This window comes from Anaerobacillus sp. QJM3NY_32 (assembly GCF_056173645.1).
The window spans coordinates 132,352-151,667 of record NZ_CM149684.1; the positions used below are offsets into that span (position 1 = coordinate 132,352).

General features: G+C 43.1%; 28 protein-coding genes. All 28 read left to right on the forward strand.

Features of this window, described 5'->3' with window-relative positions; genetic code table 11:
* Window positions 1-29 precede the first annotated feature (29 nt).
* On the forward strand, window positions 30-3,650 hold the full coding sequence (rpoC, locus tag AC0VYH_RS00685) for a DNA-directed RNA polymerase subunit beta' (protein ID WP_283153200.1): 3,621 nt from the start codon (window positions 30-32) through the stop codon (window positions 3,648-3,650).
* A gap of 86 nt (window positions 3,651-3,736) precedes the next feature.
* Window positions 3,737-3,985, forward strand: coding sequence for a 50S ribosomal protein L7ae-like protein (locus AC0VYH_RS00690; RefSeq protein ID WP_194220287.1), 249 nt, complete (start codon window positions 3,737-3,739; stop codon window positions 3,983-3,985).
* 112 nt (window positions 3,986-4,097) lie between these two features.
* Window positions 4,098-4,520: a 30S ribosomal protein S12 gene (gene rpsL / locus AC0VYH_RS00695; RefSeq protein WP_475368289.1), complete on the forward strand. Its 423-nt coding sequence runs from the start codon at window positions 4,098-4,100 to the stop codon at window positions 4,518-4,520.
* A 40-nt stretch (window positions 4,521-4,560) separates the two neighbouring features.
* Entirely contained in the window at window positions 4,561-5,031 is a 471-nt protein-coding gene (gene rpsG / locus AC0VYH_RS00700; RefSeq protein ID WP_194220289.1) for a 30S ribosomal protein S7, read from the forward strand.
* A 46-nt stretch (window positions 5,032-5,077) separates the two neighbouring features.
* The gene (gene fusA, locus AC0VYH_RS00705; RefSeq protein ID WP_194220290.1) at window positions 5,078-7,156 is read left to right on the forward strand and encodes an elongation factor G; all 2,079 of its coding nucleotides are present in this window, start codon (window positions 5,078-5,080) and stop codon (window positions 7,154-7,156) included.
* 106 nt (window positions 7,157-7,262) lie between these two features.
* The gene (gene tuf, locus AC0VYH_RS00710) at window positions 7,263-8,453 is read left to right on the forward strand and encodes an elongation factor Tu (RefSeq protein WP_194220291.1); all 1,191 of its coding nucleotides are present in this window, start codon (window positions 7,263-7,265) and stop codon (window positions 8,451-8,453) included.
* A 376-nt stretch (window positions 8,454-8,829) separates the two neighbouring features.
* A complete protein-coding gene (gene rpsJ, locus AC0VYH_RS00715) occupies window positions 8,830-9,138 on the forward strand; it encodes a 30S ribosomal protein S10 (protein WP_098445973.1) in 309 nt (102 codons plus the stop codon).
* A 46-nt stretch (window positions 9,139-9,184) separates the two neighbouring features.
* Window positions 9,185-9,820: a 50S ribosomal protein L3 gene (rplC, locus tag AC0VYH_RS00720; protein ID WP_430246599.1), complete on the forward strand. Its 636-nt coding sequence runs from the start codon at window positions 9,185-9,187 to the stop codon at window positions 9,818-9,820.
* A 17-nt stretch (window positions 9,821-9,837) separates the two neighbouring features.
* The gene (rplD, locus tag AC0VYH_RS00725; protein WP_475366290.1) at window positions 9,838-10,461 is read left to right on the forward strand and encodes a 50S ribosomal protein L4; all 624 of its coding nucleotides are present in this window, start codon (window positions 9,838-9,840) and stop codon (window positions 10,459-10,461) included.
* On the forward strand, window positions 10,461-10,745 hold the full coding sequence (gene rplW / locus AC0VYH_RS00730) for a 50S ribosomal protein L23 (RefSeq protein ID WP_194220294.1): 285 nt from the start codon (window positions 10,461-10,463) through the stop codon (window positions 10,743-10,745). Before rplD ends, rplW begins: the two co-directional genes overlap by 1 nt.
* Before the next feature lie 28 nt (window positions 10,746-10,773).
* Entirely contained in the window at window positions 10,774-11,604 is an 831-nt protein-coding gene (gene rplB / locus AC0VYH_RS00735; RefSeq protein WP_194220295.1) for a 50S ribosomal protein L2, read from the forward strand.
* Window positions 11,605-11,662: 58 nt separating this feature from the next.
* Window positions 11,663-11,941 carry a 30S ribosomal protein S19 gene (rpsS, locus tag AC0VYH_RS00740; RefSeq protein ID WP_048313326.1) on the forward strand — a complete coding sequence of 93 codons (279 nt, stop codon included), beginning with the start codon at window positions 11,663-11,665 and terminating at the stop codon, window positions 11,939-11,941.
* 20 nt (window positions 11,942-11,961) lie between these two features.
* Window positions 11,962-12,303 carry a 50S ribosomal protein L22 gene (rplV, locus tag AC0VYH_RS00745; protein ID WP_048313327.1) on the forward strand — a complete coding sequence of 114 codons (342 nt, stop codon included), beginning with the start codon at window positions 11,962-11,964 and terminating at the stop codon, window positions 12,301-12,303.
* Window positions 12,304-12,306: 3 nt separating this feature from the next.
* The gene (gene rpsC / locus AC0VYH_RS00750) at window positions 12,307-12,966 is read left to right on the forward strand and encodes a 30S ribosomal protein S3 (RefSeq protein ID WP_098445978.1); all 660 of its coding nucleotides are present in this window, start codon (window positions 12,307-12,309) and stop codon (window positions 12,964-12,966) included.
* Window positions 12,967-12,969: 3 nt separating this feature from the next.
* Entirely contained in the window at window positions 12,970-13,404 is a 435-nt protein-coding gene (rplP, locus tag AC0VYH_RS00755) for a 50S ribosomal protein L16 (RefSeq protein WP_048313329.1), read from the forward strand.
* Window positions 13,394-13,597, forward strand: a complete 204-nt coding sequence (rpmC, locus tag AC0VYH_RS00760) for a 50S ribosomal protein L29 (RefSeq protein ID WP_048313330.1) — start codon at window positions 13,394-13,396, stop codon at window positions 13,595-13,597. Before rplP ends, rpmC begins: the two co-directional genes overlap by 11 nt.
* A 20-nt stretch (window positions 13,598-13,617) precedes the next feature.
* The gene (gene rpsQ, locus AC0VYH_RS00765) at window positions 13,618-13,881 is read left to right on the forward strand and encodes a 30S ribosomal protein S17 (RefSeq protein ID WP_194220296.1); all 264 of its coding nucleotides are present in this window, start codon (window positions 13,618-13,620) and stop codon (window positions 13,879-13,881) included.
* A gap of 45 nt (window positions 13,882-13,926) precedes the next feature.
* Window positions 13,927-14,295: a 50S ribosomal protein L14 gene (gene rplN / locus AC0VYH_RS00770; RefSeq protein ID WP_098445980.1), complete on the forward strand. Its 369-nt coding sequence runs from the start codon at window positions 13,927-13,929 to the stop codon at window positions 14,293-14,295.
* Between the two features lie 41 nt (window positions 14,296-14,336).
* Window positions 14,337-14,648, forward strand: coding sequence for a 50S ribosomal protein L24 (rplX, locus tag AC0VYH_RS00775; protein ID WP_404684302.1), 312 nt, complete (start codon window positions 14,337-14,339; stop codon window positions 14,646-14,648).
* A gap of 25 nt (window positions 14,649-14,673) precedes the next feature.
* Window positions 14,674-15,213 carry a 50S ribosomal protein L5 gene (rplE, locus tag AC0VYH_RS00780; protein ID WP_194220298.1) on the forward strand — a complete coding sequence of 180 codons (540 nt, stop codon included), beginning with the start codon at window positions 14,674-14,676 and terminating at the stop codon, window positions 15,211-15,213.
* 16 nt (window positions 15,214-15,229) lie between these two features.
* Complete coding sequence (gene rpsN / locus AC0VYH_RS00785) at window positions 15,230-15,415, forward strand: 30S ribosomal protein S14 (protein ID WP_098445982.1); 186 nt, start codon at window positions 15,230-15,232, stop codon at window positions 15,413-15,415.
* Window positions 15,416-15,444: 29 nt separating this feature from the next.
* Entirely contained in the window at window positions 15,445-15,843 is a 399-nt protein-coding gene (gene rpsH / locus AC0VYH_RS00790; RefSeq protein WP_048313336.1) for a 30S ribosomal protein S8, read from the forward strand.
* Between the two features lie 27 nt (window positions 15,844-15,870).
* Entirely contained in the window at window positions 15,871-16,407 is a 537-nt protein-coding gene (gene rplF, locus AC0VYH_RS00795) for a 50S ribosomal protein L6 (protein ID WP_194220299.1), read from the forward strand.
* A 30-nt stretch (window positions 16,408-16,437) separates the two neighbouring features.
* Window positions 16,438-16,800, forward strand: a complete 363-nt coding sequence (gene rplR, locus AC0VYH_RS00800; protein WP_430246595.1) for a 50S ribosomal protein L18 — start codon at window positions 16,438-16,440, stop codon at window positions 16,798-16,800.
* An 18-nt stretch (window positions 16,801-16,818) separates the two neighbouring features.
* Window positions 16,819-17,319: a 30S ribosomal protein S5 gene (gene rpsE / locus AC0VYH_RS00805; protein ID WP_098445986.1), complete on the forward strand. Its 501-nt coding sequence runs from the start codon at window positions 16,819-16,821 to the stop codon at window positions 17,317-17,319.
* A 14-nt stretch (window positions 17,320-17,333) separates the two neighbouring features.
* Complete coding sequence (gene rpmD, locus AC0VYH_RS00810; protein ID WP_194220301.1) at window positions 17,334-17,522, forward strand: 50S ribosomal protein L30; 189 nt, start codon at window positions 17,334-17,336, stop codon at window positions 17,520-17,522.
* A 29-nt stretch (window positions 17,523-17,551) separates the two neighbouring features.
* Window positions 17,552-17,992: a 50S ribosomal protein L15 gene (gene rplO / locus AC0VYH_RS00815; protein ID WP_098445988.1), complete on the forward strand. Its 441-nt coding sequence runs from the start codon at window positions 17,552-17,554 to the stop codon at window positions 17,990-17,992.
* Window positions 17,992-19,287, forward strand: a complete 1,296-nt coding sequence (gene secY / locus AC0VYH_RS00820) for a preprotein translocase subunit SecY (RefSeq protein ID WP_194220302.1) — start codon at window positions 17,992-17,994, stop codon at window positions 19,285-19,287. The genes rplO and secY overlap by 1 nt, the downstream gene beginning before the upstream one ends.
* Window positions 19,288-19,316: the final 29 nt, after the last annotated feature.

The following is a 19,316-nucleotide window of genomic DNA, read 5'->3' on the forward strand; positions in this document are numbered from 1 at the left end:
AACCTGAATTCTAAAGGGAGGTAGGCCCCTTGATAGATGTCAATAAATTTGAGTATATGAAAATCGGTCTGGCGTCACCGGCTAAAATCCGCTCTTGGTCAAGAGGAGAAGTTAAGAAGCCAGAAACCATTAACTACCGTACCTTGAAGCCAGAGAAAGATGGTCTTTTCTGTGAGCGAATCTTTGGACCCACAAAAGACTGGGAATGTCATTGTGGGAAATACAAACGTATCCGTTATAAAGGAGTCGTTTGTGATCGCTGCGGTGTTGAAGTAACACGTGCAAAAGTCCGTCGTGAGAGAATGGGGCACATCGAGCTTGCTGCTCCTGTCTCTCACATCTGGTACTTTAAAGGCATTCCAAGTCGTATGGGACTTGTTCTCGACATGTCTCCGCGTGCACTAGAAGAAGTTATTTATTTTGCTTCTTATGTTGTTACTGAAGCTGGAGACACACCGCTTGAGAAGAAACAACTTCTTTCTGAAAAAGAATACCGTGCATACCGTGAAAAGTATGGTAAAACATTCTCTGCAGAAATGGGTGCGGAAGCAATCCGCAGACTACTGTTTGATATCGACCTTGATAAAGAAGTAGATATCCTTAAAGAAGAGCTTAAAACTGCACAAGGTCAACGTAGAACTCGTGCGATTAAACGTCTTGAAGTACTTGAGGCATTTCGTGGTTCAGGAAATAACCCGTCATGGATGATCTTAGATGTTCTTCCGGTTATTCCTCCAGAGCTTCGTCCTATGGTACAGCTTGACGGCGGACGATTTGCGACATCGGATTTAAACGATCTGTATCGTCGTGTAATTAACCGCAATAATCGTTTGAAACGTTTGTTAGATCTTGGTGCTCCTAGTATTATCGTGCAGAATGAGAAGCGTATGCTTCAAGAAGCTGTCGATGCCCTTATTGATAACGGCCGTCGTGGTCGTCCAGTAACAGGTCCTGGTAACCGTCCTTTGAAATCTCTTTCTCACATGCTGAAAGGGAAACAAGGTCGTTTCCGTCAGAATCTACTAGGTAAGCGTGTTGACTATTCAGGTCGTTCCGTTATCGTTGTAGGTCCTCACTTGAAGATGTATCAATGTGGACTTCCAAAAGAAATGGCGCTTGAATTGTTCAAACCTTTCGTAATGAAGGAGCTTGTATCAAAAGGTCTTGCACACAACATTAAGAGTGCGAAACGTAAAGTAGAAAAAGTTCACCCTGAAGTTTGGGACGTTTTGGAAAACGTAATTAAAGAACATCCAGTTCTTTTAAACCGTGCACCAACGCTTCACAGACTTGGAATTCAGGCGTTTGAACCCATTCTAGTTGAAGGGCGCGCGATTCGTCTTCACCCACTCGTATGTACAGCTTACAATGCTGACTTCGATGGTGACCAAATGGCCGTCCACGTACCGTTATCTGCTGAAGCACAAGCTGAAGCACGTATCTTAATGCTTGCAGCACAGAACATCCTTAACCCGAAAGATGGTAAACCAGTTGTTACGCCGTCACAGGATATGGTTCTAGGTAACTACTACCTTACTATGGAACGTGAAGGAGCAATCGGTGAGGGTTCTGTTTACAAAGATACAAATGAAGCATTAATTGCTTACCAGAATGGATTTGCACATCTTCATTCTCGCGTAGCAATCCCTGCTGCATCATTGAATAAATCTGCCTTTACTGAAGAGCAGAACAAGCAATTGCTTGTGACAACGGTTGGTAAGTTGATTTTCAACGAAATTCTTCCGGAGTCATTCCCATATATTAATGAACCGACGACAAATAACCTTGAAATCGCCACACCGGAAAATTACTTCCTTCCTCACGGAGTGAATGTGAAAGAAGAAATTGCTCAGCGCGAATTGATTTCACCATTTAAGAAAGGTATTCTTGGTAAAATCATCGCCGAGGTGTTTAAGCGATTCAAAGTGACTGAAACGTCTCGTATGCTTGACCGCATGAAAGATCTTGGTTTCAAATTCTCAACTAAAGCTGGTATTACCGTTGGTGTAGCTGACGTAGTGGTACTTGCTGAGAAACAAGAAATTGTTCATGAGGCTGAAGAGAAAGTCGAAAAAGTTCTTAAGCAATTCCGTCGTGGTCTTATTACTGACGACGAGCGATATGATCGTGTTATTGCGATTTGGAGTAGTGCGAAAGATCGTATCCAGGAAAAACTAATGAATCGACTCGAAAAAGATAACCCAATCTTTATGATGAGTGATTCAGGTGCTCGTGGTAACGCATCTAACTTTACTCAGCTCGCAGGTATGCGTGGATTGATGGCAAACCCATCTGGACAGATCATTGAACTTCCAATCAAATCCAGCTTCCGCGAAGGTCTAACAGTGCTTGAGTACTTTATTTCAACACACGGTGCTCGTAAAGGTCTTGCCGATACGGCCCTTAAAACAGCTGACTCAGGTTACCTTACTCGTCGTCTTGTTGACGTGGCACAGGATGTTATTGTTCGTGAAGACGATTGTGGTACGGATCGCGGCCTTGAAGTTAGTGCGATTAAGAATGGAAATGAATTAATCGAAGGGTTGTTTGACCGTCTTGTTGGCCGTGTTGCCTTTAAGAAAGTTAGACATCCTGAGACGAACGAAGTTCTTGTTGAGAAAAATAACCTAATTACAGAAGACATTGCTACTGAAATCGTAGAAGCTGGTATTGAGAACGTCTATATCCGCTCTGCCTTTACTTGTAGCACTAGTCATGGCGTTTGTAAGAAGTGTTATGGACGTAACCTTGCAACTGGTACTCGTGTAGAAGTTGGTGAAGCAGTTGGAATTATCGCTGCTCAATCAATCGGTGAACCAGGTACACAGTTGACAATGCGTACATTCCACACAGGTGGTGTTGCCGGAGACGATATTACTCAGGGTCTTCCTCGTATCCAGGAGCTATTTGAAGCACGTAACCCTAAAGGTCAGGCTGTTGTGTCTGAACTTGATGGTAAAGTGATTGATTTGGCTGAGGTGAAAGAGAAGAAAGAGATTGTCGTTCAAGGTGAAACTGAAACAAGAAACTACCCTGTTCCATACGGCGCTCGTTTGAAAATAGTTGTAGGAGATGAAGTGAAGGCTGGTCAACCTCTAACTGAAGGTTCGATTGACCCTAAACAACTTCTAACAATTAGTGGTATTGACGGCGTTCAAGAATACCTACTTGCAGAAGTGCAAAAGGTTTACCGTATGCAGGGTGTTGAAATTGGCGATAAACACGTTGAAGTTATGGTTCGTCAGATGATGCGTAAGATTCGTGTTATTGATGCGGGCGATACTGAAGTGTTGCCAGGATCCCTTATCGATATTCACCAGTTTAAAGGTGTTAACCGTAAAGTTCTTAAACAAGGTGGCTTACCTGCAACTGGTCGTCCGGTTCTTCTTGGTATTACTAAAGCGTCTCTTGAAACTGAATCATTCTTATCAGCAGCATCCTTCCAGGAAACAACTCGTGTCCTAACTGATGCAGCTATCAAAGGTAAGCGTGATGAGCTACTTGGTCTTAAGGAAAATGTTATTATCGGTAAACTTGTTCCGGCAGGTACTGGTATGCAACGTTACCGTAGAATCAACGTAGCAGGTGAAGCACAAGAGGCTGAAGAGCTTTTAGAACAAGAAGAAAGTGCGTTAGTTAGTCAAGAATAAACAGGGGAAGTGTTGACATCGGAAGTACAGGGTGATATTATATCCAAGGTGCTTCCGATAATCCTGTTACTTTGGAGGATATGTTCTTGTCTTATGAAAAAGTATCACAGGCAGATGAATTGATTATCGGAACGAAACAAACTCTAAAGGCCCTCCAGATTGGAGAAGCGAAGGAAGTTTTCATCGCTGACGACGCTGATCGCAGGGTAACTTCTAAAGTTGTTGCACTCGCCGAAGAGAAAAGCATACCAGTTTACCGAGTGGATTCTATGAAGAAGCTAGGTAAGGCATGTGGAATCGAAGTAGGCGCAGCAACAGTTACGATAAAAGCATAACCGTTTTTGCCGGGCAAGGCATGCCCTGTCAGGCAAAAACTTTCCTTTTATCTATACATGAACCACCTGGATGTGTGGGCTTGCTATTAACAAAAGAAGGGAGGAAAACAAAATGCCAACTATTAACCAACTTGTTCGCAAGGGACGCGTTTCTAAATCAAAGAAATCAGATTCTCCAGCATTGAACAAAGGATATAATAGCTTCAAAAAGTCTCATACTGATCTTTCATCTCCACAAAAACGTGGTGTGTGTACTCGTGTAGGTACGATGACTCCTAAGAAGCCGAACTCCGCATTGCGTAAATACGCTCGTGTTCGTCTTACTAACGGAATTGAAGTAACTGCTTATATCCCGGGTATCGGTCACAACCTTCAGGAGCACAGTGTAGTGCTAATCCGCGGAGGTCGTGTTAAGGATTTACCGGGTGTACGTTACCACATTGTTCGTGGTGCGCTTGACACTGCAGGTGTTAACGACCGTAGACAAGGTCGTTCTAAATACGGTACTAAGAGACCGAAACCAGCTAAGAAATAATAGCTATAAAATTAACTAAAACATGAAAGGGGGTTAACCCATGCCACGTAAAGGTCCAGTAGAACGTCGTGACGTATTACCAGATCCAATTTACAAATCCAAGCTAGTTACTCGCCTGATCAACCGCCTTATGGTAGACGGTCAGAAAGGTAAAGCTCAACAGGTGCTATACAAAGCATTTGATCTTATTCAGGAACGTACAAACACAGAGGCTATGGAAGTATTTGACCAAGCGATGAAGAACGTTATGCCAGTACTTGAAGTACGCGCTCGTCGTGTTGGTGGTGCAAACTACCAGGTTCCAGTTGAAGTACGTCCTGATCGTCGTACAACTCTAGGTCTTCGCTATCTTGTGAACTATTCCCGTCTTCGCGGTGAAAAGACTATGGTAGAAAGACTTGCTAACGAAATTATGGATGCTGCTAACAACACAGGTGCTTCTGTTAAGAAGCGTGAAGAACAGCACAAAATGGCTGAAGCTAACAAAGCATTTGCTCACTACCGTTGGTAATCAGCACACAACCCAAATCCCTTTATAAAAGGAAGGAGAAATACTAATGGCAAGAGAATTCTCCTTAAGAGATACACGTAATATCGGTATCATGGCTCACATCGATGCTGGTAAAACAACAACTACTGAGCGTATTCTTTTCTACTCAGGCCGTATCCACAAAATTGGTGAAACTCACGAGGGTGGATCACAGATGGACTGGATGGAGCAGGAGCAGGAGCGTGGAATCACGATCACTTCTGCTGCTACCACTGCCCAGTGGAAAGACCACCGTGTTAACATCATTGACACGCCTGGTCACGTAGACTTCACAGTAGAAGTTGAACGTTCATTGCGTGTATTGGATGGAGCAGTTGCAGTACTTGATGCACAATCTGGTGTTGAACCACAAACAGAAACTGTTTGGCGTCAAGCTACTAACTACGGCGTACCGCGTATCGTATTCATTAACAAAATGGATAAACTCGGAGCAGACTTCCTATACTCCACAGGTACACTAACTGAGCGTTTACAAGCTAATGCACACCCTATTCAGCTACCAATTGGTGCTGAAGATGACTTCGAAGGAATCATTGATCTCATCACAATGGAAGCTTTCTATTATCTTGATGATCTTGGTTCACGTACAGAATCACGCGAAATTCCTGCCGAATACAAGGAACAAGCTGAAGAGTACCGCACGAAGCTTATTGAGGCTGTAGCTGAGCTTGAAGAAGACCTTATGATGAAATATCTTGAAGGTGAAGAATTGACAGTTGAAGAAATCAAAGCTGCAATCCGTAAAGGAACTTGTAACGTTGAATTCTATCCTGTACTTTGTGGTTCTGCATTTAAGAACAAAGGCGTTCAGCTTGTTCTTGATGCTGTACTTGACTACCTACCTTCACCACTTGATGTTCCAGCAATTAAAGGTCATCTAAAAGATTCCGAAGAAGAAGTAATTCGCACAGCTGACGATAATGGTCCTTTCTCTGCACTTGCATTTAAAGTAATGACTGACCCTTACGTTGGTAAGCTTACATTCTTCCGTGTTTACTCAGGAACGCTTTCTTCTGGTTCTTATGTTAAGAACTCGACTAAAGATAAGCGCGAACGTGTAGGCCGTATTCTTCAGATGCACGCTAACTCCCGTGAAGAAATCTCAACTGTTTACGCAGGAGATATCGCAGCGGCAGTTGGTCTGAAAGATACTTCTACTGGTGACACTCTATGTGATGAAAAGGATACTGTTATCCTTGAGTCTATGGACTTCCCAGATCCGGTTATCTCAGTAGCAATCGAGCCTAAGACTAAGAGTGACCAAGATAAAATGGCTGTTGCTCTAGCTAAGCTTGCTGAAGAGGATCCAACTTTCAAAACTGAAACAAACGAAGAAACTGGCCAAACGATCATTTCTGGAATGGGTGAACTTCACCTTGATATCATCGTTGACCGTTTACGTCGTGAGTTTAAAGTTGAAGCAACTGTTGGTGCACCTCAGGTTGCTTATCGCGAATCAATCCGTAAAGCCGGTAAGGTTGAAGGTAAATTCGTACGTCAGTCCGGTGGTCGTGGACAATTCGGACACGTATGGGTTGAATTTGAACCTAACGAAGAAGGCGCTGGATTTGAATTTGAAAACAAAATTGTCGGTGGTGTTGTTCCACGTGAATATATCCCTGCAGTTGAAGCAGGACTTCGCGATTCAATGGCCAACGGTCTGCTTGCAGGCTACCCACTAATCGACGTGAAAGCTCGTCTTGTTGATGGATCTTACCATGACGTTGACTCAAACGAAATGGCATTTAAGATCGCAGCATCTATGGCTTTGAAAAAAGCTAAGACTGTTTGTGACCCTGCTCTTCTTGAGCCTATGATGAAAGTTGAAGTTGTAGTTCCAGAAGAATACTTGGGAGACATCATGGGCGATGTAACTAGCCGTCGTGGACGTGTTGAAGGTATGACTGCACGCGGAAACGCTCAGGTTATTAACGCGTTCGTACCACTATCAGAAATGTTTGGTTATGCAACTACGCTTCGCTCACGTACACAAGGTCGTGGTACTTATACAATGACTTTCGATCACTACGAGCAAGTACCTAAATCAATTTCTGAAGAAATCATTAAAAAAGCTACAGGCGAATAATTGTAGCAAACCAACTTTTGTTGTAATCTAAGATAGGCGAGATTGATTCATTCATACGCCTATCTTGGCATAGATAATTTCTTGGTAATCAAAGGAGGAAACACTAATGTCTAAAGAAAAATTCGACCGCTCCAAGCCCCATGTTAACGTTGGTACAGTTGGACACGTTGACCATGGTAAAACAACTCTAACAGCTGCGATCACTTCAGTGCTTCATAAGCGTTCAGGTAGCGGTACTGCTATGGCTTATGATCAAATTGATGGTGCTCCTGAAGAGCGCGAACGTGGAATTACAATCTCAACTGCACACGTTGAGTACGAAACTGAAAACCGTCACTATGCACACGTTGACTGCCCAGGTCACGCTGACTATGTTAAAAACATGATCACTGGTGCTGCACAAATGGACGGAGGAATCCTAGTAGTTTCTGCTGCTGACGGTCCAATGCCACAAACTCGTGAACACATCCTTCTTGCTCGTCAAGTTGGTGTACCAACTCTAGTTGTATTCTTGAACAAATGCGACATGGTTGACGACGAAGAACTACTTGAACTAGTTGAAATGGAAGTTCGTGATCTTCTTTCTGAATACGACTTCGATGGCGATGAAGTTCCAGTAATCAAAGGTTCTGCTCTTAAAGCTCTAGAAGGCGACGCTGACTACGAAGCTAAGATTTATGAACTTATGGACGCTGTTGATGAGTATATCCCAACTCCAACACGTGACACTGACAAGCCATTCATGATGCCAGTTGAGGACGTATTCTCAATCACTGGTCGTGGTACAGTAGCAACTGGCCGTGTTGAGCGTGGACAAATCAAAGTCGGTGACGAAGTTGAAATTCTTGGTCTTGCTGAAGAGAACAAGAAAACAACAGTTACTGGTGTTGAAATGTTCCGTAAGCTTCTTGACTATGCTGAAGCTGGTGACAACATTGGTGCACTTCTTCGTGGTGTATCCCGCGACGACATTCAGCGTGGACAAGTTCTTGTTAAGCCAGGAACTGTAAAAGCTCACACTAAGTTCCAAGCTGAAGTTTACGTTCTTTCTAAAGAAGAGGGTGGACGTCACACTCCATTCTTCGCTAACTACCGTCCTCAGTTCTACTTCCGTACAACTGACGTAACTGGTACAATCGCTCTTCCTGAAGGCGTAGAAATGGTTATGCCTGGAGACAACATCGAAATGACAGTTGAACTTATCGCTCCAATCGCAATCGAAGATGGAACTAAGTTCTCTATCCGTGAAGGTGGACGTACTGTAGGCGCAGGCGTTGTAGCAACAATCACTGAGTAATCTCATTGATTTAACAAAACACCCGGATTTTTCCGGGTGTTTTTTATTTTGAATCTATGTTAGATTAGACAAATGGGTTCGATCAGAACCATTTGAAATTACAACCGATTCATTGAATAGTCTGAAATTGCTTTTAGACCTTGCATTTTTCGGCGCAGGCCGTTATACTATCAAGAGTGTGCGATCGACATACTTTTCTAATTGAGCTTAACCTTGCATATAGGCGCTTAATTTAGTATAATAAGAATGTTGGTCATAAACAGCGATGATGTGGAAGGTTGCTGACACACCCGGCCCCTTTGCCATGGCGAGTGTGTTGGGTTTATTTTCACGGAGAACTGTCTATAACAATATGGGCGATAAAGGAGGGGAAATAATGGCAAAGCAAAAGATTCGTATTCGTTTAAAAGCATATGATCACCGTATTCTAGATCAGTCTGCTGAGAAAATTGTAGAAACAGCAAAACGTTCAGGTGCTCAAGTATCCGGACCAATCCCGTTGCCGACGGAAAAATCTGTTTACACAATTCTACGTGCTGTACACAAGTACAAAGATTCTCGTGAGCAGTTTGAAATGCGTACGCATAAGCGTCTTATCGACATCATCGAGCCTACACCACAAACGGTTGACTCGTTAATGCGTTTGGACCTACCGTCTGGCGTTGACATCGAAATTAAACTTTAATATAACGCTAAATAAATCATTTAAAAACAATTAGGAGGTGTGACGAATGACCAAAGGAATCTTAGGAAGAAAAGTAGGCATGACACAAGTTTTTGCTGACAACGGAGATATTATCCCGGTAACTGTTATTGAAGCAGAACCAAACGTTGTCCTTCAAAAGAAATTGGTTGATACAGACGGCTACGAAGCAATCCAAGTTGGTTTTGCTGACAAGAAGAAGTCTCGCTTCAACAAGCCTGAAGAAGGCCATGCTACAAAAGCTAGCACAACACCTAAGCGCTTCGTGAAAGAAATTCGTAACGCAGAAGGTAGTTACGAAATTGGTCAGGAAGTCAAGGTAGATATCTTTAACGAAGGTGACGTAGTTGATGTAACTGGTACGTCTAAAGGGAAAGGTTTCCAAGGTGCAATTAAGCGCCACAACCAATCTCGCGGACCAATGACTCACGGTTCTCGTTATCACCGTCGTCCAGGTTCAATGGGACCTATCGATCCAATGCGTGTTATGAAAGGTAAACTTCTACCTGGTCGCATGGGTGGCGAACGTGTAACTGTACAAAACCTTGAGATCGTTAAAGTAGATTTAGAACGTAACGTCATTCTAGTAAAAGGTAACGTACCTGGAGCTAAGAAGAGCTACGTAACTATCCAAAGCGCGGTTAAAGCAAAAGAAGCTAAGTAAGAAGGGAGGATATCCAAGTGCCTAAAGTAACAATGTTCAACCAAACCGGAGCACAGGTCGGCGACATCGAACTCGCTGAAGCAATCTTCGGCATCGAACCAAACGAAAGTGTTATGTATGATGCGGTTATCATGCAACAAGCATCTATGCGTCAAGGTAATCATGACGTAAAAAATCGTTCAGAAGTACGCGGTGGTGGAGCTAAACCATGGCGCCAAAAAGGAACAGGTCGTGCTCGTCAGGGCTCAATCCGTTCACCACAATGGGTTGGCGGTGGAGTAGTATTTGGTCCGACACCAAGAAGCTACTCTTACAAGCTACCTAAAAAAGTTCGCCGTTTGGCAATCCGTTCTGCTTTGTCTTCTAAAGTACAAACAGAGGATATGGTCATCGTGGACAGCATTTCTTTTGATGCTCCAAAAACAAAAGAAATGAAATCAGTACTATCAAGCTTATCTGCAGAAAACAAGGCGCTTATCGTTACAGGAGACTATAACGAAGCAGTTGCATTATCTGCACGCAATATTCCTGGTGTTACTGTTGTAACTTCAGCTGGACTTAACATCCTTGATGTCCTTAAAGCTGACAAACTAGTTATGACAAAAGACGCTGTGGAACAAGTAGAGGAGGTGCTAGCGTAATGAACGCTCGTGATATCATCAAGCGCCCCGTTATTACAGAAGCTACTACAGATGTAATGGCAGACAAAAAGTATACTTTCGAAGTTGATACTCGTGCTAACAAAACTCAAATCAAGAGTGCTCTAGAAGAAATCTTCGGAGTTAAAGTTGCAGGAGTTAACACTCAGAACTATATGGGTAAAAAGAAACGTGTTGGCCGCCACAGCGGATTTACACCACGTCGCAAAAAAGCTATCGTGACGCTTACACCAGAAAGCAAAGAATTGGACTTCTTTGAAGGCTAAAAATTAATAGTGAAGGAGGGAAATAAGAATGGCGATTAAAAAGTATAAACCGACCACAAACGGTCGTCGTGGTATGTCAGTATCTGATTTTGCTGAAATCACAACAGACCAGCCGGAAAAATCGTTGCTTGCACCGATTCATAGAAAAGGCGGTCGTAACAACCAAGGTCGCTTGACAGTTCGTCACCAAGGTGGCGGTCACAAGCGTAAATACCGTGTTATCGACTTTAAACGAGACAAAGATGGAATACCAGGACGCGTTGCTACGATCGAGTACGATCCAAACCGCTCTGCTAACATCGCTCTTATCAACTATGCTGATGGAGAGAAGCGTTACATTCTTGCTCCAAAAGGAATTAAAGTAGGAACTGAAATCATGTCTGGCGCTGAAGCTGACATTAAAGTAGGAAACGCTCTTCCACTAATCAACATCCCAGTTGGTACTACTATTCACAACATCGAACTTAAACCAGGCCGCGGCGGACAGCTTGTTCGTTCTGCTGGCGCAGAAGCTCAGCTTCTTGGTAAAGAAGGCAGATACGTACTAGTGCGTCTTCGTTCTGGAGAAACTCGTATGATTCTATCTACTTGCCGCGCTACAATCGGTCAGGTTGGTAACCTTGAGCACGAGCTTATCAATATTGGTAAAGCTGGTCGTTCTCGCTGGTTGGGCATTCGTCCTACAGTTCGTGGTTCTGTAATGAACCCAGTTGATCACCCACACGGTGGTGGTGAAGGTCGTGCGCCGATCGGACGTAAATCACCAATGTCACCATGGGGCAAACCAACCCTTGGATTTAAGACACGTAAGAAAAACAAAGACTCTGACAAGTACATTGTACGACGTCGTAAAAAATAACGAGATTTTCCTACGGTTCCATGGAGCCGTAGCATAATCTCAAAAGGGAGGTTCACAAATGGGTCGTAGTTTGAAAAAAGGACCTTTTGTCGACGATCATTTAATGAAAAAGGTCGAAGACTTAAATGAAAAGAGCGACAAAAAAGTTATCAAAACTTGGTCTCGTCGTTCAACAGTATTCCCAGAATTTATTGGACACACTTTTGCAGTATATGATGGACGCAAGCATGTACCGGTTTATGTTACTGAAGACATGGTCGGCCACAAACTTGGTGAATTTGCTCCAACTCGCACATATCGCGGGCACGCTGCAGATGACAAAAAAACTAGACGTTAATTTGAGGGGAGGTACAACGAATGCAAGCTAAAGCTGTTGCAAAACACGTGCGTATTGCTCCTCGTAAAGCACGCTTAGTCGTAGATCTCATTCGAGGAAAGCAAGTCGGTGAAGCTATTGCGATTTTGCGCAACACAAACAAAGCTGCTTCTCCAGTAGTTGAGAAAGTGCTTAACTCTGCGATCGCTAATGCAGAGCATAATCTTGAGCTAGAACCGAACAATCTTACGGTTTCTCAAGTGTTTGTGGACGAAGGAGTAACAATGAAACGTTTCCGCCCACGCGCTATGGGTAGAGCTAGCCGCATTAACAAGCGTACTAGCCATATCACAGTCGTGGTATCAGAAAAGAAGGAGGGATAACGAGTGGGTCAGAAAATTAATCCGGTAGGACTTCGAATTGGTGTCATTCGTGATTGGGAGTCTAAATGGTACGCAGACAAAGATTACGCTAACCTTTTACACGAAGATATTAAAATTCGTGAATATATTGAAAAACGTTTGAAAGATGCATCTGTTTCAGCTGTTGAAATCGAACGTGCAGCAAACCGAGTGAATGTTACAGTGAAAACTGCTAAACCTGGTATGGTAATCGGTAAAGGTGGTTCTGAAGTTGAGTCTCTTCGTAAGTCTCTCGCGGAACTAACAGGTAAGAAAGTTCACGTTAACATTTTCGAAATCAAACAAGCTGACATCGACGCAACTCTAGTTGCTGATAACATCGCTCGTCAACTTGAAAACCGCGTTTCATTCCGTCGCGCTATGAAGCAAACAATTCAGCGTGCAATGAGATCCGGAGCAAAAGGTATTAAAACGCAAGTATCTGGCCGTCTAAACGGTGCTGATATTGCTCGTTCTGAATCATACAGTGAAGGTACTGTACCTCTTCACACACTTCGTGCTGACATCGATTATGGTACTGCAGAAGCAGATACTACTTACGGTAAGCTTGGTGTGAAGATTTGGATCTATCGTGGTGAAGTCCTTCCAACGAAAGGAACGCAAAAAGAGGAAGGGGGAAAATAAATCATGTTGTTACCTAAACGTGTTAAATACCGCAGAGAACATCGCGGAAAAATGCGCGGACGTGCTAAAGGTGGCACTGAAGTAGCATTTGGTGAATATGGTCTACAAGCTCTTGAAGCTAGCTGGATCACTAACCGTCAAATCGAAGCAGCTCGTATCGCTATGACTCGTTACATGAAACGTGGCGGTAAAGTTTGGATTAAAATTTTCCCATCAAAGCCTTACACTGCTAAACCACTTGAAGTACGAATGGGTTCCGGTAAAGGTGCTCCTGAAGGTTGGGTAGCTGTAGTAAAGCCAGGGAAAATCTGTTTTGAAATTGCAGGCGTATCTGAAGAAGTAGCGCGCGAAGCACTTCGTCTTGCTTCTCACAAATTGCCTATTAAAACTAAGTTCGTAAAACGCGAAGAAGTGGGTGGTGACACAAATGAAAGCTGAGGAAATTCGTAACTTGACCACTGCCGAAATCGAGCAGAAAGCGAAATCTTTTAAAGAAGAACTTTTCAATCTTCGCTTTCAACTTGCTACAGGTCAACTGGAAAACCCAGCCCGCATTCGTGAAGTCCGTAAATCAATCGCTCGCGCAAACACTGTTTTGCGTGAAAGAGAGTTAGGAATCACAAACGGTTAATATGAGGGGAGGTTTGCGAAATGAGCGAACGCAATAATCGCAAAGTATACACTGGGCGTGTAGTCTCTGACAAAATGGATAAGACAATTACTGTTATGGTTGAGACATACAAAATGCACCCGTTATACGGTAAACGCGTTAAGTATTCTAAGAAGTTTAAAGCACATGATGAAAACAACACTGCAAAAATCAACGACGTGGTAACTATCATGGAAACTCGTCCAGTTTCTAAAGATAAGCGTTTCCGTCTTATGGAAGTAGTTGTAGAAGCAGTTATTATCTAAATGAACTCGGATCATTGAATAATGTCCGAAGGGAGGTCTTTCTAGATGATTCAACAGGAATCTCGTTTGAAATCAGCAGACAACTCTGGTGCACGCGAATTGCTATGTATCAAAGTTCTTGGTGGCTCCGGTCGCAAAACTGCTAATATCGGTGACGTAATTGTTTGTTCGGTGAAACAGGCAACACCTGGAGGCGTTGTTAAGAAGGGTGAAGTCGTAAGAGCTGTTATTGTACGCAGTAAATCTGGCGTTCGTCGTCAAGATGGTTCATATATCAAATTTGACGAAAACGCAGCGGTTGTTATCCGTGATGACAAAGGACCGCGCGGAACACGTATTTTCGGACCAGTTGCTCGCGAACTACGCGACAACCAGTTCATGAAAATCGTTTCTCTTGCTCCAGAAGTTCTTTAATCATTTGAAAATAGATGCCTTGTAAGGAGGTGCGCGACCTTATGCACGTAAAAAAGGGAGATAAAGTAAAAGTTATTTCTGGTAAGGATAAAGGTAAACAAGGTGTGATCCTTGAAGCTTACCCGAAAAAAGATAGAGTTATCGTTGAAGGTGTCAACCTTGTTAAGAAACATTCGAAACCATCCCAGGCTAATCCTCAAGGTGGAATCATCGAACAGGAAGCTGCGGTTCATGTTTCTAACGTAATGGCGCTTGATCCGAAGTCTGGTGAACCTACTCGCGTTGGATACAAAGTAGACAACGGGAAGAAAGTTCGTATCTCAAAAAAATCCGGTGAAGTACTCGATAAGTAGTTCGTAGCGAAAGGAGGTCAATCCGATGAATCGTTTCCAAGAAAAGTATCAAAATGAAACTAAACCTGCATTGATGGAGAAATTTAACTATTCCTCTGTTATGGAAGTTCCAAAACTTGAGAAAATCGTAATCAACATGGGTGTTGGTGATGCTGTACAGAACCCGAAAGCTCTTGATACAGCTGTTGAAGAACTTGAGTTAATCTCAGGTCAAAAACCACTTATCACTCGTGCTAAGAAGTCTATCGCTGGCTTTAAGCTTCGTGAAGACATGCCGATTGGTGCAAAAGTTACATTGCGCGGAACTCGTATGTTTGAATTCCTAGATAAACTTATTTCTGTATCACTACCACGTGTACGTGACTTCAGAGGTATTTCTAAGAAAGCATTCGATGGTCGTGGTAACTACACACTTGGTATTAAAGAGCAGTTGATTTTCCCTGAAATTGATTACGATAAAGTAAATAAAGTACGCGGAATGGACATCGTTATCGTAACAACAGCTAATACGGACGAAGAGAGCCGTGAAATGTTGACTAACCTAGGTATGCCATTTCAAAAGTAAGTAAGGAGGGAAAATTGTGGCGAAAAAATCAATGATCGCGAAACAACAGCGTCAAGCTAAGTTTAAAGTTCAAGAATACACTCGTTGTGAACGTTGCGGACGTCCTCACTCTGTTATTCGTAAATTTAAACTTTGCCGTATTTGTTTCCGGGAACTTGCACACAAAGGTCAAATCCCAGGCGTTAAAAAGGCTAGCTGGTAAACCCGAAATAGGGAAGGAGGTAATTACTAATGGTCATGACTGATCCAATCGCAGATATGCTTACAAGAATTCGTAATGCGAACACTGTTCGTCACGAAAAACTTGAGTTTCCTGCATCTAATTCGAAAAGAAGCATCGCTGAAATCCTCAAACGTGAAGGTTTTGTGCGTGATGTTGAAATGATCGAAGACAGCAAACAAGGAATCATCCGTATCTTCTTAAAATACGGTTCAAATAACGAACGAGTTATCACTGGATTAAAGCGAATCAGTAAACCTGGTCTTCGCGTATACGCTAAAGCAGACGAAGTACCACGTGTACTTGGCGGTCTAGGAATCGCTCTTGTTTCTACTTCTAAAGGAATTATGACGGACAAAGAAGCTCGTCAACAGCAAGTAGGCGGAGAAGTTCTAGCGTACGTTTGGTAATTCTTAAAGCAGAATGGAGGTGTAATTATGTCACGTGTCGGACTTAAACCGATTGAAATCCCAAGTGGTGTAACAATTGATATCAAAGAAGACGTTGTAACGGTTAAAGGACCTAAAGGGGAACTTTCTCGTTCATTCAGCTCTGATATCAAAGTAAACATTGAAGAGAACGTGCTAACAGTAGCTCGTCCTTCAGATCATAAAGAGCACCGTGCACTTCACGGTACAACTCGCAGCCTGATCGCTAACATGGTTGAAGGTGTGACTAAAGGCTTTGAAAAAGGTCTTGAAATCATCGGGGTTGGTTACCGTGCTAGTAAATCCGGTCAGAAACTAATCCTTAACGTAGGGTACTCTCACCCAGTTGAGATGGTACCTGAAGAAGGTATTGACATTGAAGTTCCTTCAAACACAAAAGTTGTTGTTAAAGGAATCGATAAAGAACGCGTTGGAGCTGTTGCAGCAAACATCCGCGCTGTCCGTACTCCAGAACCTTATAAAGGCAAAGGAATTCGTTACGAAGGCGAATATGTACGTCGTAAAGAAGGTAAAACAGGTAAATAGGTAAAAACCTAGCGGAAAGGAGTGACTTTAATGATCACTAAGGCCGATAAAAACAAAGCGCGTCAAAAAAGACACGCTCGCGTTCGTCGCACAGTTACCGGTACTACTGAACGTCCGCGTCTAAACGTATTCCGTTCTAACAAGAACATCTATGCTCAGCTTATCGATGACACTAAAGGTGTTACAATCGTTGGAGCTTCAAGTATGGAAGAAGGAATTGACGTTAAACACGGCGGTAACACAGAAGCAGCTGTGAAGGTCGGAGAAACAATTGCAAAGCGTGCTGTAGAAGCAGGTTATTCTGTAGTGGTTTTCGACCGCGGAGGATACCTCTATCACGGACGTGTGAAAGCTCTTGCAGACGCAGCGCGTGAAGCAGGACTGAAATTTTAATAAAAAGGAGGTTAACTCATGCCTAGCATTGATGCTAACAAACTAGAACTTGAAGAACGCGTAGTTACCGTTAACCGCGTAGCGAAGGTTGTAAAAGGTGGACGTCGTTTCCGCTTTGCAGCAATCGTAGTTGTCGGAGATAAAAACGGTCACGTTGGATTCGGAACTGGTAAAGCACAGGAAGTTCCTGAAGCTATTCGCAAAGCTATTGAAGATGCGAAAAAGAACTTAATTACTGTTCCAGTCGTTGGAACAACAATTCCTCACCAAATCACAGGCCACTTCGGAGCTGGTAACGTACTATTGAAGCCTGCTTCTGAAGGTACAGGAGTTATCGCTGGCGGACCTGTTCGTGCGGTACTTGAACTCGCTGGTGTAGGTGACATTCTATCGAAGTCTCTTGGATCTAACAATCCGATTAACATGGTGCGTGCAACTCTTAATGGCCTTGAAAACCTTAAGCGTGCTGAAGACGTTGCGAAGCTTCGTGGAAAATCTGTAGAAGAGCTACTAGGTTAAGGGAGGGAAATTAGATGGCTAAGCAATTAGAAATCACCCTCACACGTAGTGTGATTGGTCGCCCTCAAGACCAACGCGTGACGGTAAAAACACTTGGACTTAAAAAGATGCATCACACGGTTGTTCATAGCGACAATCCTGCGATTCGCGGTATGATCAACAAGGTATCTCACCTTGTAACTGTTAACGAAATTGATGCGTAAAAAATCTATACATTGAGGAGGTGCCCACAATGAAACTACACGAACTAAAACCATCTGAAGGTTCTCGTAAAGAACGCAACAGACTTGGTCGCGGTATTGCTACTGGTAACGGTAAGACATCTGGCCGTGGTCAAAAAGGTCAAAAAGCTCGTTCTGGCGGCGGTGTACGCGTCGGTTTCGAAGGAGGACAGCTTCCAATCTTTAAACGTCTACCGAAACGTGGATTTACAAACATGAACCGTAAAGAGTTCGCGATTGTTAATCTTGATTCGTTGAACCGTTTTGAAGATGGAACTGAAGTTTCTCCAGAGCTTCTTTTAGAATCTGGCGTAGTTAGCAAAGAAAAAGCTGGAATTAAGATTCTAGGTAATGGTAAGCTTGAGAAAAAGCTTACCGTGAAAGCCCACAAGTTCTCTGCTTCTGCAAAAGAGGCGATTGAAGCGGCAGGCGGAAATACTGAGGTGATCTAATGTTCCAAGCAATCTCCAACATTATGCGCGTAGGTGATATTAGAAATAAAGTTATTTTCACCCTACTCATGCTTGTCGTGTTCCGTATCGGAACATTCATACCGGTTCCTGGTGTGAACAGAGATGTACTTCAATTTCAAGATCAAATGAGTCTCTTCGGAGTTCTCAACACCTTTGGCGGTGGAGCGTTGCAAAACTTCTCCATCTTTGCCATGGGAATTATGCCTTACATCACTGCTTCTATCATTGTGCAGCTTTTACAAATGGACGTCGTTCCTAAGTTTACCGAATGGTCTAAACAGGGCGAAGCCGGACGTAAAAAGCTAACACAAGTTACTCGTTATGGGACGATCGCACTTGGACTTGTCCAAGGTGTTGGACTTTCCATCGGGTTTAACAATATTGTTGGAGGTCAGTTGATTAGTAATCCCGGTGTACTAACGTATCTTAATATTTCTCTTGTTTTAACAGCCGGAACGGCTTTTTTGATGTGGTTAGGCGAACAGATCACTGCAAAAGGCGTTGGAAACGGAATTTCAATCATCATCTTTGCTGGGATTGTAGCTGCAATTCCTCCAGGGCTTAATCAGCTTTATGCTCAGATGTTTGAGGGTTCTCAGGATGAGTTGTTCATTAACATCGTTACACTTGTTATTATTGCACTAGCTGCACTTGCAATTGTTGTCGCTGTTATCTTTGTTCAACAAGGTCTTCGTAAAATTCCAATTCAATATGCAAAAAGAACTGTTAACCGCAGACAAGTTGGTGGTCAATCCACACACTTACCGATTAAAGTTAATGCAGCAGGTGTTATTCCAGTTATTTTTGCGATATCACTGATCATTACTCCACCAACGATCGCCAGGTTGTTCGGAGATAATTCGGTAACGGAATGGATCGTAAGGGTGTTTGACTATACACAGCCTATTGGTATGGTCGTGTATGCGTTACTCATCATTGGATTTACGTATTTCTATACGTTCGTCCAGGTAAATCCGGAGAAAATGGCTGAGAATCTGAAAAAACAGGGTGGATACATTCCTGGTATTCGTCCGGGTAATGCTACTGAAACGTACATTACACGAATTCTCTACCGTTTAACGTTTGTAGGAGCACTTTTCCTTGCTGTTATATCGATTATTCCGGTATTTTTCACAACCGTAGCAGGACTGCCGCAGACGCTGCAAATCGGCGGAACAAGCTTGCTGATCGTTGTTGGGGTAGCGCTTGATACGATGAAGCAAATTGAAAGTCAATTAATTAAACGTCATTATAAAGGCTTTATTAAATCTTGAGGATAAACCGGGAAGAGCTTTCTTCCCCT